General features: G+C 64.5%; 10 protein-coding genes and 1 pseudogene. 6 read left to right on the forward strand and 5 right to left on the reverse strand.

Annotated elements, in window-relative coordinates; translation table 11 throughout:
• Positions 1 to 1,415 (reverse strand): ATP-dependent helicase (locus AC628_RS12520; RefSeq protein ID WP_074127112.1); only part of this gene is annotated, 1,415 nt, incomplete at its 3' end.
• Positions 1,416 to 1,527: 112 nt separating this feature from the next.
• Here AC628_RS12520 and AC628_RS12525 point away from each other — a divergent pair.
• Positions 1,528 to 1,785 (forward strand): hypothetical protein, encoded by a 258-nt coding sequence (locus tag AC628_RS12525; RefSeq protein ID WP_074127113.1) that lies wholly within the window; start codon positions 1,528 to 1,530, stop codon positions 1,783 to 1,785.
• Between the two features lie 161 nt (positions 1,786 to 1,946).
• Here AC628_RS12525 and AC628_RS12530 read toward each other — a convergent pair whose 3' ends face one another.
• The gene (locus AC628_RS12530) at positions 1,947 to 2,201 is read right to left on the reverse strand and encodes a hypothetical protein (protein WP_074127114.1); all 255 of its coding nucleotides are present in this window, start codon (positions 2,199 to 2,201) and stop codon (positions 1,947 to 1,949) included.
• Positions 2,202 to 2,311: 110 nt separating this feature from the next.
• Positions 2,312 to 2,512, reverse strand: a complete 201-nt coding sequence (locus tag AC628_RS12535) for a DUF3072 domain-containing protein (protein ID WP_050423694.1) — start codon at positions 2,510 to 2,512, stop codon at positions 2,312 to 2,314.
• Between the two features lie 61 nt (positions 2,513 to 2,573).
• Here AC628_RS12535 and AC628_RS12540 point away from each other — a divergent pair, with 61 nt between their 5' ends.
• From AC628_RS12540 to AC628_RS12560, 4 genes and pseudogenes are all read left to right on the forward strand, one after another.
• Positions 2,574 to 2,894, forward strand: a complete 321-nt coding sequence (locus AC628_RS12540) for a hypothetical protein (RefSeq protein WP_143201570.1) — start codon at positions 2,574 to 2,576, stop codon at positions 2,892 to 2,894.
• Positions 2,895 to 3,813: 919 nt separating this feature from the next.
• A pseudogene (locus tag AC628_RS12550) lies at positions 3,814 to 8,616 on the forward strand (HAMP domain-containing protein); the annotation flags it as partial.
• A 16-nt stretch (positions 8,617 to 8,632) separates the two neighbouring features.
• Positions 8,633 to 10,132 carry an HWE histidine kinase domain-containing protein gene (locus AC628_RS12555; RefSeq protein WP_074127170.1) on the forward strand — a complete coding sequence of 500 codons (1,500 nt, stop codon included), beginning with the start codon at positions 8,633 to 8,635 and terminating at the stop codon, positions 10,130 to 10,132.
• A 145-nt stretch (positions 10,133 to 10,277) separates the two neighbouring features.
• Positions 10,278 to 11,621 (forward strand): PQQ-dependent sugar dehydrogenase, encoded by a 1,344-nt coding sequence (locus AC628_RS12560; protein WP_074127116.1) that lies wholly within the window; start codon positions 10,278 to 10,280, stop codon positions 11,619 to 11,621.
• Positions 11,622 to 11,661: 40 nt separating this feature from the next.
• On the opposite strand, the gene AC628_RS12565 is transcribed toward AC628_RS12560, so the two are convergent.
• A complete protein-coding gene (locus AC628_RS12565) occupies positions 11,662 to 11,919 on the reverse strand; it encodes a hypothetical protein (protein WP_028340659.1) in 258 nt (85 codons plus the stop codon).
• A 196-nt stretch (positions 11,920 to 12,115) separates the two neighbouring features.
• On the opposite strand from AC628_RS12565, the gene AC628_RS12570 reads away from it, so the two are divergent.
• Complete coding sequence (locus AC628_RS12570) at positions 12,116 to 12,934, forward strand: aminoglycoside phosphotransferase family protein (protein ID WP_074127117.1); 819 nt, start codon at positions 12,116 to 12,118, stop codon at positions 12,932 to 12,934.
• 12 nt (positions 12,935 to 12,946) lie between these two features.
• Here AC628_RS12570 and AC628_RS43940 read toward each other — a convergent pair whose 3' ends face one another.
• Complete coding sequence (locus AC628_RS43940; RefSeq protein WP_168193362.1) at positions 12,947 to 13,114, reverse strand: hypothetical protein; 168 nt, start codon at positions 13,112 to 13,114, stop codon at positions 12,947 to 12,949.
• Between the last annotated feature and the right edge of the window lies 1 nt (position 13,115).

A 13,115-nucleotide genomic window follows, 5' to 3' on the forward strand; every position in this document is an offset into this window, starting at 1 on the left:
CGCGGCGGGGCCGGCAGCGCGGCGAGCGCGGCGATCGGATCGGCGGCCTCGGTCATATGATCGAGCACGCGCTGCGCCGAGGCCGGCCCGACGCCGGGCAACAGATGCAGGATGCGAAAGCCGGCAACCCGGTCGCGCGGATTGGCGGTGAAACGCAGCAGCGCCAGCATGTCCTTGACGTGCGCGGCATCGAGGAATTTGAGGCCGCCGAACTTCACGAACGGGATGTTGCGGCGGGTCAGCTCGACCTCCAGCGGTCCGCTGTGCGAGGAGGTGCGGAACAGCACCGCTTGGTGCTTCAACAGCGCACCTTCCTCTCGGTTGGCCAGCACCTGCTCGACGATGTAGCGCGCCTGATCGGCCTCGTCGCGGATCGTGACCAGCTGCGGCTTGCGGGTCGAGGTCCGGTCGGTCCACAGGTTCTTGGTGAAGCGCTCCTTGGCGAGCGAGATCACGCCATTGGCGGCCGACAGGATCGGCTGGGTCGAGCGATAGTTGCGATCGAGGGTGACGATCTCGGCGGCCGGGCTGAACTGCGCCGGGAAGTCCAGGATGTTGCGCACCGTCGCGGCGCGGAACGAGTAGATCGACTGGGCGTCGTCGCCGACCACGGTGAGCCCGCGTCCTGCCGGCTTGAGCGCGAGCAGGATGGAAGATTGCAGGCGGTTGGTGTCCTGATATTCGTCGACCATCACATGGTCGAAGCGGCCGCCGATCTCCTCGGCCAGCGCCGGGTCGGCCACCATCTGTGCCCAGTAGAGCAGCAGATCGTCGTAATCGAGCACGTTCTGCCGCTGCTTGGCTTCGACATAAGCCGCAAACAATTGCTTCAGTTCGCCGGCCCAGCCGGAGCACCACGGGAAGAATTGGCCGAGCACGGCTTCGATCGGCATCTCGGCATTCACGCAACGCGAATAGATCGCAAGGCAGGTGCCTTTGGTCGGGAACCGGCTTTCGGTACGGGAGAAACCGAGGTCATGGCGGACCAGGTTGATCAGATCGGCGGAGTCCTCACGGTCATGGATCGTGAAGGCCGGGTCGAGGGCGATGCGCTCGGCGAATTCGCGGAGCAGCCGCGCGCCGATGCCGTGGAACGTGCCGGCCCACTTCAGCGCATCGGTCATGATCGAGGCGCGGTCGCCGAGCACGCGCCGTGCGATGCGCTCGACGCGGCCGGCCATCTCGGCGGCGGCGCGCCGCGAAAAGGTCATCAACAGGATGCGGCGCGGATCGGCGCCCGCGACGATCAGATGCGCGACGCGATGGGCGAGCGTGTTGGTCTTGCCCGAGCCTGCGCCCGCGATCACCAGCAGCGGCGCGCCCACAATGCAATCCTTGCCGACGCCGTGCTCGACGGCGCGGCGCTGCTCGGAATTGAGCGCATCGAGATAGGCTGTGTTGGCAAGATCAGGCACGAATCACCCCCACGAAACGCTAACAGACAATGCGATTCAGTGGGGCAGGCGGACCTGCGCGGGCGCAGAGAAATTAGATTGACATTAACGCGGCGCGGAGCACAACCCCGCCATGGGTGACGTTTCCAAATCCGATACGCCGCTGAAGGCGATATTCCAGGTGCGGCTGAACGGCGAGACGGTGACGCTCGCGACCGTCGGCCAGGCCTACCGCTTCATCAGCAATCTCAGCGCCGTCGAATGGATGGAGTTCCGCTCTCTGCATGACGAGGCGCTGGTTGCGCTGGAGCGCGCCGCGGGGAACGCCATGCTGACCGTGCAAGCGACCAACGCTTTGCGGACGTTGTTCGTCCGCGCAAAATTGCTTTGAAAAGAAATGGGCCGCCTTGGCCCTCCGAGGCGGCCCGAGAGTGCGGCCGAAGTGCATCGCGCGCCCGGCCGTCGCGTGTACCGCCGTTACCTTGTTTGCGGCCATAACGAAGACGGCCCTACGCAACCACCGCCGATTCGGCTGTAGCTGCTGCGCCACAATCACGGGCCGACGTCGTCGACGAGGCGGTCGTACACAAGGGCCGAGCGCATGTTGATCGTTGCGATCCTCAGATAGCTGGGTTCGCGCATCGCGTTGTTGAACATCAGGATCGCCGTCTTCCAATAGCTGCGCTCGCGCTGATCGGCGTTCAGCGCTGACAGATAGTCCGCGGCATCGCCAACCGTTGCGAGTATTCGCCCGTCTTTCAGTGTGATCGGGAACGCGAGCGGCGACCGCTTCTCCAACTCCAGCACGAAAGGCTCCCCCAAAGGTCATGCAGCGGCAAAGCAGCCATAACAGAACAGACCTAGCTGCGCCGCTATATCAAAGCCTTAAGGGAGTTGTCCGGCTCGGCCACCTGGGGTCAGAAGGAGTCCGCCAGCGCAATCTCCGCCCGGAGGGCATCGATGCGCCGTTCGGCTTCCTCTGACGTCAGGTCGCGCGCGTATTGGTTCGGCTGGTAGGCCTCCTCGGCCAGGCTCCTCAACCGCAGCGCCTGGGCGCGCGACATCAGCCCGCCGAGCCGGTCCGCAACCCCGCCAAATTTCACCGCTGCCATGCTCATCGTCCACCTCGCTTGCCGGATCGTGACTTGACAATATGTTCTATTTTTGTTCTAACAAGCCATGGACAACAAGATCAATGAAATTCGTCGCAGGATCAGCACTTTGCGGGCTGAGATGACCTTGATCGAGGCGTCGATCCGGGACCAGGTGAACCGCGACCTGGATTGCAGCGAAGCGTCATATCGGCTGATGGCGATGCGCGCCGAAGTCACTGAGCTGATCGGCCGATGGAAAGCCGCTGGTGGCGGCGAGCGCCTCCCGACCGTTCGCGAGCGGCTCGGCCGAAGCTATGCGGATCGCCCGATTGCAACGGCCAAGGCAGACAAGGCCAAGGCGGACAAGGCCAAGCCCAAACCGGGCCACAGTAACGCCAGGGCGTAATCCGGCTGCTCGGCTGAACCAGGGCCGACGCACCGCCATGAGCCTAAATCGGGTTTCCGGGCCGGAACCTGAGCCGCAGGATCGGCATTTTCTTGTGGTGAGAGCCAACACCATAGCATCGCCCAGCGCCATGATCGCCGATCCGACCGCGCCACCGCGGGCATCGATGAATGACGATCGCAGCCCGCTGCTGACGCTGATCTCCTGCATCAGCTGCGTCAGAACGATGCGGCTCGAGAGTAGCTCTCCGGGCAGCGAGGGCAGGGACATTCTTCAGTACCGCTGCGAGCAATGCAGCCGCATCGAACGGGTGCAATTGGTGCGGCGAACGTGGCCGGCGGATCGCTAGCAGCGTTTCGCGAAAAGTTTCATTCGTCATTGGAACTTTTGGTTCCATTCACCATTAAGCCACTCGGTTTGCGTCACAAATCGTGGTTTTGGCGTTTTCCCGCTTGAATAGCTCCAAGGCAGTCATTCTTATGGTCACACTGGCTTTTCCGAGTCCCTGGATTCGTAGCCAGCGCGTAGGGGAAATTCCATGACCGATCTCGGTTCGCCGCCTCGTCCCCGTACTGATACACGCCGCGCCCAATCATCGAATGGAAGTCTCGATTCCTCGCACGATCTGCTGCAGTCGCTGCAGGCGATGCGCGGCGGTGACTTCTCGGTGCGGATGCGTGGCGACTATCTCGGTATCGATGGCAAGATCGCGGACGCCTTCAACGAAATCGCGGCCGCCAACGAGCGCATGGCGCAGCAACTGGCGCGCGTCGGGCAGGTCGTCGGCCGCGAGGGACAGACCCGTCAGCGCGTCAATTTCGGCCTCGCCAGTGGCGCGTGGGCCGACATGGAAAGTTCGGTCAACACGCTGATCGACGATCTGCTGTGGCCGACCCGCGAGGTTACCCGCGCGGTCGCCGCGGTGGCGCAGGGCGACCTGCTGCAGACCGTGCAGCTCGACGTCGAGGGCAGGCCGCTGCGCGGTGAATTCCTGCAGTCGGCGAACATCGTCAACACGATGATCAAGCAGCTCTCGGTGTTCACCTCGGAAGTCACGCGCGTGGCCCGCGAAGTCGGCACCGAGGGCAAGCTCGGTGGCCAGGCCCAGGTGCCCGAAGTGACTGGCGTCTGGAAGGACCTGACCGAGAGCGTCAACTCGATGGCCAACAACCTGACCGGCCAGGTCCGCAACATCGCCGAGGTGACGATCGCGGTCGCCAACGGCGACTTGTCGAAGAAGATCACGGTCGACGTCCGCGGCGAGATCCTGCAGCTGAAGGAGGCCATCAACACGATGGTCGATCAGCTGCGTTCATTCGCGTCGGAAGTGACGCGCGTGGCGCGCGAGGTCGGTACCGACGGCAAGCTCGGCGGTCAGGCGATCGTGCCGGGCGTTGCCGGCACCTGGAAGGACCTCACCGACTCCGTGAACGCGATGTGCGGCAACCTGACCGCGCAGGTCCGCAACATCGCCAACGTGACCACGGCCGTGGCGCGCGGCGACCTGTCGCGCAAGATCACGGTCGACGTCAGCGGCGAAATCCTCGAGCTGAAGGACACCATCAACACGATGGTCGACCAGCTCAACTCGTTTGCCTCGGAAGTGACGCGCGTGGCGCGCGAGGTCGGCACCGAGGGCAAGCTCGGCGGCCAGGCCCAGGTGCCCGGCGTCGCCGGCACCTGGAAGGACCTGACCGACAACGTCAACTTCATGGCCTCGAACCTGACCGCGCAGGTCCGTAACATCGCCGAGGTCGCGAGCGCGATTGCCGGCGGCGACCTGTCGAAGAAGATCACGGTGAACGTGTCGGGCGAGATCCTTCAGCTGAAGGAAACGCTCAATACGATGGTCGACCAGCTCAACGCCTTCGCCTCGGAAGTGACGCGCGTGGCGCGCGAGGTCGGCACCGAAGGCAAGCTCGGCGGCCAGGCCGAAGTGCCCGGCGTCGCCGGCACCTGGAAGGATTTGACCGACAACGTCAACTTCATGGCGTCGAACCTGACCGCGCAGGTCCGCAACATCGCCGAGGTGGCGAGCGCGATCGCCGGCGGCGACCTGTCGAAGAAGATCACGGTGGACGTGCGCGGCGAGATCCTGCTGCTCAAAGACACCTTGAACACGATGGTCGAGCAGCTGCGTTCGTTCGCCGCCGAAGTGACGCGTGTGGCGCGCGAGGTAGGTACCGAAGGGCGGCTGGGCGGACAGGCCGTGGTGCCCGGCGTCGGCGGCACCTGGAAGGACCTCACCGACAACGTCAACCTCCTGGCCGCGAACCTGACCACCCAGGTCCGCAACATCGCCGAAGTGACCACGGCCGTCGCGCGCGGCGACCTGTCGCGCAAGATCACGGTCGACGTGAAGGGCGAAATCCTCGAGCTGAAGAACACCATCAACACGATGGTCGACCAGCTCAACGCCTTCGCCGGCGAGGTGACGCGCGTCGCGCGCGAGGTCGGCACCGAGGGCAAGCTCGGCGGCCAGGCCGAGGTGCGCGGCGTCGCCGGCACCTGGAAGGACCTCACCGATACCGTCAACGTCATGGCGGCGAACCTGACCGAGCAGGTCCGCGGCATCGTCAAGGTGGTGACCGCGGTCGCCAACGGCGACCTGAAGCAAAATCTCACGGTGAAGTCGAAGGGCGAGGTGGCCGCGCTCGCCGACACCATCAACAACATGACGGAAACGCTCGCGACCTTCGCCGAACAGGTCACCAGCGTGGCGCGCGAAGTCGGCGTCGAGGGACGGCTCGGCGGTCAGGCCAACGTGCCCGGCACAGCAGGCACCTGGAAGGACCTCACCGGCAACGTCAACCTGCTCGCGGCCAACCTGACCTCGCAGGTGCGCGCGATCGCGGAAGTGGCGACCGCCGTGACCAAGGGCGACCTGACGCGCTCGATCCAGGTCGACGTGCGCGGCGAGGTCGCCGAGCTCAAGGACAACATCAACACGATGATCGGCAACCTCCGTCTCACGACGGAGCGCAACACCGAGCAGGACTGGCTGAAGACCAATCTGGCGCGCTTCACCAACATGTTGCAGGGCCAGCGCGATCTCGCGACCGTCGGCCGCCTGCTGCTGACCGAGCTTGCGCCGCTGATCAACGCGCATATGGGTGTGATCTACCAGGTCGATAATCCCGAGAATGCGCAGCTGCGGCTTTTGTCGGCCTATGCCAGCGACAGCAGCAATCCGCATCCACAGATCGTGCAGTTCGGCGAGGGACTGATCGGCCAGTGCGCGCTCGACAAGCGCCAGCGCCTCGTCTCGGACATTCCCGGCGATGCGGTGCCGATCAATTCGGCGCTGATGCGGATCATGCCGAAGAACCTCGTCGTGTTCCCGGTGCAGTTCGAGAATCAGGTCAAGGCGGTGATCGAGCTGTCCTCGATCTCCTCGTTCACGACCTCCCAGATCACCTTCCTCGAACAGCTCACCGACAGCATCGGCATCGTGCTCAACAGCATCGAGGCGACGATGCAGACCGAGGCGCTGCTGAAACAGTCGCAGCAGCTCGCCGGCGAGTTGCAGACCCAGCAGAAGGAATTGCAGCAGACCAACGACCAGCTCGAGCAGAAGGCCCAGCAGCTCGCCGAACGCAACGTCGACGTCGAGCGCAAGAACCAGGAAATCGAGCAGGCGCGGCGCGCGCTGGAAGAGAAGGCGACCGAGCTGTCGCTGACCTCGAAGTACAAGTCCGAATTCCTCGCCAACATGTCGCACGAGTTGCGGACGCCGCTGAACTCGATCCTGATCCTGGGCCAGCAGCTCACCGAGAATCCGGACGGCAATCTGACCGGCAAGCAGGTCGAGTTCGCCCGCACCATTCACGGCGCCGGTACCGACCTGTTGAACCTGATCAGCGACATCCTCGATCTGTCCAAGATCGAATCCGGCACGGTGACGGTCGACGCCGAGGAAATTCTCACCTCGAGCCTGCTCGAGACGGTTGGACGGCCGTTCCGGCATGAGGCGGAGAACCGGCACCTTTCCTTCAGCATCGATGTCGACACCAACCTTGCGCGCAGCATGGTCACCGACTCCAAGCGGCTGCAGCAGGTGCTGAAGAACCTGCTCTCGAATGCGTTCAAGTTCACCGCGGACGGCGGCGTCAGCCTGACCGTGTCGGCCGCGCTCGGCGGCTGGAGCGCCGAGCATCCGATCCTGAACGCTGCACCCGCCGTCGTTGCGTTCGAAGTCTCGGATACCGGCATCGGCATTCCCCAGGACAAGCAGAAGCTGATATTCGAGGCGTTCCAGCAGGCCGATGCCGGCACCAGCCGCAAATACGGCGGCACTGGTCTTGGCCTTGCCATCAGCCGTGAGCTGGCGAGCCTGCTCGGCGGCGAGATCCATCTGCGCAGCGCGCCCGGCAAGGGCTCGACTTTCATCCTCTATCTGCCGCTGAAATATGCCGGACCGTCGGTGGCGTTGCGCCCGCAGGCGCCGCTGCCGATGCCGCACACGCCGGTGCCGTCGTTGCAGGCGACAGGCGCGCAGGAGCGCGTGATCGAGCAACTGCCGGATGACCGGCACGAGCTCGAGCCCGGCGACACCATCCTGCTGATCGTCGAGGACGACCCGCATTACGCCCGGGTGCTGATCGACCTCGCGCGCGACAAGGGCTTCAAGGTGCTGGTCGCAAGCCGCGGCGCCGAGGCGCTCGATCTCGCCAAGCAGTTCCAGCCGAGCGCGGTCTCGCTCGACGTCTTCCTGCCCGACATGCTGGGCTGGACCGTGCTGAGCCAGCTCAAGCACAATCCGCTGACCCGACACATTCCGGTCCAGATCATTACGCTGGACGAAGACCGGCAACATGCACTCGCGCGCGGCGCCTTCTCTTTCGTCAACAAGCCGACCACGACCGAAGGCGTCAGCGCGGCGCTGTCGCAGATCAAGGAATATGCGAGACCGCGCCGCAAACGCCTGCTGATCGTCGAGGACAATGCGGCGGAGCAGCTCAGCATCACCGAGTTGCTCGGACACGAGGATATCGAGATCGTGACCAGCGGCACTGGAGCGGGGGCGCTCTCCACGCTCCGCGAAAATCCATGCGACTGCGTCGTGCTCGATCTGCGCCTGCCCGATATGAGCGGTTTCGAGGTGCTGGATCAGATCCGCAAGGACGAAACGCTCTCCAATATTCCCGTTGTGGTGTTTACGGGCCGGGAACTCTCGGCCGAGGAGGACGCGGAACTGCACACGATGGCGCGCAGCATCGTCGTCAAGGGTGTGGAGTCGCCGGAGCGTCTGCTCGACGAAACGTCACTGTTCCTGCACCGTGTGATCACGGAATTGCCCGTCGAAAAACAGAGGATGCTGGAGAAGCTCAATAGTTCCGATGAGGATCTTATTGGCAAGACCGCGCTGCTGGTCGACGACGACGCCCGCAACATCTTCGCGCTGTCGAGCGTGCTTGAGCGGCGAGGTATGAAGGTGTTGACTGCGACAACCGGTCACGAGGCGATCTCGCTGGTCGAATCCAATCCGAAGATCGCGATTGTGCTGATGGACATCATGATGCCGCAGATGGACGGTTACCAGACCATCGGCGCCATCCGGCAAAATCCCGCCTTTGCGCGGCTGCCGATCATCGCGCTGACTGCGAAGGCGATGAAAGGTGACCGCGAGAAATGCCTGGAAGCAGGCGCATCCGACTATCTGGCGAAACCCGTGAACACAGAGCAACTGCTGCTGGCGATCCGCATGTGGTTGCATCGCTGATCGGCGATCGAACATGATGGACCATGAAAAGGTAAACATCCTTCTGGTCGATGACCAGCCGGCAAAGCTGCTGGCCTATGAGGTCATCCTCAAGGAGCTCGGCGAAACACTCGTCGCGGCATCGTCCGGCCGCGAGGCGCTCGAGTTCCTGCTCAAGAACGAAGTCGCGGTCATTCTGGTCGACGTCTGCATGCCCGAGCTCGACGGCTTCGAACTCGCGGCGATGATCCGCGAGCATCCGCGCTTCCAGAAGACCGCGATGATCTTCATCTCGGCGATCCAGGTCAGCGATATCGACCGGCTGCGCGGTTATGAGATGGGCGCGGTCGACTACGTCCCGGTGCCAGTCGTGCCGGAAGTGTTGCGCGCCAAGATCCGCGTGTTCGCCGAGCTCTACCGCAAGACACGGCAACTCGAACGCCTCAACGCCGAGCTCGAGGACCGCGTGCGTGCGCGCACCGCCGAGCTCGAGCAGTCGACCACGCGGCTGGTCGAAAGCGAGGCGCGCCGCAGCATGGCGATTGCCGCGGGCAAGATGGGCTCGTGGGACTGGGATTGGGTCAATGGCGACTGGATGTGGGACGAGGGGCAATACAAGATCTTCGGCGTCGATCCGAAATCCTTCGCGCTGACATCAGACAACATCCAGGGGCTGTTTCATCCCGATGATGTTGAAGAACTGAAGCAGACCTGGACCGGCTTCGGCAACGGCCGCACATCTTACGAAGCCGAATTCCGCGTCGTGCGGCCGGACGGCGAGATCCGCTGGTGCGTCGGCACGGCCGCGGCCACCAGCGACAGGAACGGCAGGGTGGTGAGGGTCAGTGGCGTCACCGTCGACATCACCGATCGCAAGAAGGCCGAGGAACGGCAGAGCCTGTTGACCCGCGAGGTCGACCACCGCGCCAAGAACGCGCTCGCGCTGGCGCAGTCGATCGTGCGGCTGACGCGCGCGCAGAACGTCACCGCCTATGTGCGAGCGGTCGAGGGCCGCATCACGGCGCTGGCGCGCGTTCACACCGTGCTGTCGCTGTCGAGCTGGCAGGGCGCCGAGATCCGCCGGCTGGTGACCGAGGAGATCGCGCCTTATTCCGAGGCCGGGCAGATCCAGATCGAGGGTCCGGAGGTGCAGTTGCAGCCCGCGACCGCGCAGACCCTGGCGCTGGCGCTGCACGAGCTCGTCACCAACTCCGCCAAATACGGCAGCCTGTCGGTGCTACCAGGCCGGCTCGCGATCACCTGGGAAGTGCAGGACGAGACGCTGATCCTGGCCTGGGTCGAGTCCGGCGGGCCTCCGGTGACCAAGCCGAAGCAGAAGGGGTTCGGCACCAGGAGCGTCATCGCCAGCATCGAGACCCAGCTCGGCGGCCGCGCCGACTTCGATTGGCGTGCCGAGGGCCTGATCTGCCGACTTACGGTTCCGCTCAAGGCGCTGGTTGGCGAAGCGGCGGCCTATCGCGACCTGTCGGCGGCGGCCGAGCGCAGCAAGCCGATGGTCCGTTCCAGGGTGGTTTGATCCCGCGCACATCGATCGTCAAGCCGGGCGATCTGACCGCGTCGCGTATCTCAACGACAACGAGGCAGACGACATTGTGACCGCAGCCGGCGGTCGAACCGCGCTATGAACTCTGCAGCTGACAGGGACATCGCGCGAGGAGCATATGCCCAAGACAAATCTGGCCGGCGCAGGTCTGTCGGTCATCCTCCTCGCGGCGGTCGGCATCACAGGGGTGACGGCCGAGCCCGTGCTGAAAGGCACGGAGGCGTTCGGCGACTGGCAGCGCGACAGACCGGGCACGGTGCGTCTGATCACACCGCAAGACTTGCCCAAGCCGGGGGCAACGGCCTCCAGCAGCAATTCATCGCGCGTCGTGCAGCGACCTGCCTCCGCAGTGCCGCAGGTGCCGGCGGGGTTCAAGATCGAGCTGTTTGCCAGCGGGCTGAGCGGACCGCGGATCATCCGGACCGCGCCCAACGGCGACATCTTCGTCGCGGAAACCGGCCCCGGCCGCATCCGTGTCCTGCGCAGCGCCGACGGTGCCACCAAGGCTGCGACCAATGAGGTCTACGCAACCGGACTGAACCGGCCGTTCGGCATCGCGTTCTTCCCGAGCGGCGACAACCCGCAATGGCTCTATGTCGCCAACACGGACAGCGTCGTGCGCTTTGCCTACCGCAACGGCGACCTCAAGGCGTCGGGAAAGCCCGAGACCATTGTCGCAAATCTTCCTCACGGCTACGGCCATTCGACGCGTGACATCGTATTCACGCCCGATGACAAGCGCATGCTGGTATCGGTCGGCTCGGCTGGCAACGCAGGCGAGGGGCTCGGCCAGCCTCCTGGTGGCATCGAGGTCTGGAGTCGCGACCACGCGCTTGGCGCTGCCTGGGGATCGGAAACCGATCGCGCCGCTGTCCTTGCCTTCGATCCCGACGGCAAGAACCAGAAACTGTTCGCCACAGGTATTCGTAATTGCGTCGGCCTCGCGATCCAGCCTGGCAGCGGCGCGCCATGGTGTTCGACCAATGAGCGCGATGGCCGCGGCGACAACCTCGTCCCCGACTATGTGACGCGGATCCGCGATGGCGCGTTCTACGGCTGGCCTTGGTACTATATCGGCGCCAACGAAGACCCCGCGCATGCCGGTGCGCGGCCCGACCTGAAAGACAAGGTGACGATTCCCGACGTGCTGTTGCAGGCGCACTCGGCTTCGCTCGGCCTGACCTTCTACACCGGCAGCAGTTTTCCGCCCGAATATCGCGGCGACGGCTTTGCCGCCGAACACGGCTCGTGGAATCGGTCGAAGCGCACCGGCTACAAGGTCATTCGCATCAGATTGAAGGACGGCGTGCCGACCGGTGAGTACGAGGATTTCATCACCGGCTTTGTCATCGGCGACAATGAGGTGTGGGGCCGTCCAGTGGGAGTTACGGTCGCGCGCGACGGTGCACTGCTGGTCTCCGAGGACGGCAACGGCACGATCTGGCGCATCAGCCACGAGTAGCCGTTCGCTCTTCAGTGAGGCTGTTCAGGCCGGCAGGCCGTTACCCCAGTCCATCCTTGAGGCCGTATTCCTCATAGATGGTCAGCGGGTCGGTATCCGGAAACAACCGGCACTTGGCCTGCGCAAGATGCAGCGTGACGGCGCCGGCCTCGCATCTCGCGGTCAGAATCTTCCGGACATCCTCCATATGCGCGCGAGGCTGGTGCTTCGACGGCAACTGTTCGAGCGCAACCAGCGCCGTGGCCAGGGCCTCGGTGACCACCCACTCGTCATGTCCGGTTATTCCCTTTCGCGGCATCGCCACACCCTCCGTAGCACCGGCTGCGACATTGTAGCGCGAGATGGGTGGGGGCTGTCATCAGCCAACATGGGGAGGGCAGCGCGGAACCGGTTGGAGCGGTCCTGCCACGATGCGCCGCAGGGAACCAGCGTGGCAGCGCGCGCCGGCAGTGATTAGAACGACGGTCACGCCCTTCACCACCCAACCTGCCTGGATGTTCGACCCCTATCTCTCAGCCTGGAGCCTTGTCCCCGACGGCGACCCGATCGTGACGCACGCCGCACGGTTGCTGCCGGTGCGGCGGCACGGCGAACCGGCGATACTCAAATTGTCACACGAACCGGACGAACGTCTCGGCGGCATCGTCATGGCGTGGTGGGATGGGGACGGCGCGGCGCGCGTCCTGGCCCGTGACGGCGAGGCTCTCCTGCTCGAGCGGGCGATGGGTTCGGCTTCGCTGAGCGACATGGCGCGAACCGGCCGGGACGATGAAGCCTGCCGAATTCTCTGTGCAACCGCCGACCGGCTGCACGCCCGGAGAGCGAAACCGCGGCCGGACCTGACGCCGCTCGAGGACTGGTTTCGCGAGCTGTGGCCGGCGGCGAGGGCGCACGGCGGTATCCTGAATCGATCGGCCGACATCGCCGAAGCGCTGCTCCGCGATCAGCGCGAAATCGTGGTGCTGCATGGCGACCTGCACCATGACAATGTGCTCGACTTCGGCGCGCGTGGCTGGCTTGCGATCGATCCCAAGCATCTTGTCGGCGAGCGCGGCTTCGACTTCGCCAACATCTTCACCAACCCCGATCTTGCCGATCCGACACGGCCGGTCGCAACCGAACCCGGCCGCTTTGCGCGGCGTCTCGACATCGTCGTGGAAACAGCGCGACTCGATCGCTGGCGCTTGCTGTCATGGATCATCGCCTGGACAGGCTTGTCGGCAGCGTGGTTCCTCGGCGATGCCGATCCACTCGCCGAGATCGACCTTGCAATCGCACGACTTGCGGCCGGCGAGCTCGACCGGATGGCGTAAGGCGCGTAGCGACTACGCCGCCGCGACACTGGCCCCGGTCAGCGACACGCTCAGGATCCGCCACTTCGAAATATCGAAGAAGTAGGCGGCCTTGATACGCGCGGACGCGGGATCCGGCGCTTGAATCGCCGTGTGGAATTGCCGCATCCCATCGCTCAGCGAAATCCGGAATGTCTGCATT

The organism is Bradyrhizobium sp. NAS96.2 (assembly GCF_001908235.1).
Classification (GTDB): Bacteria; Pseudomonadota; Alphaproteobacteria; order Rhizobiales; family Xanthobacteraceae; genus Bradyrhizobium.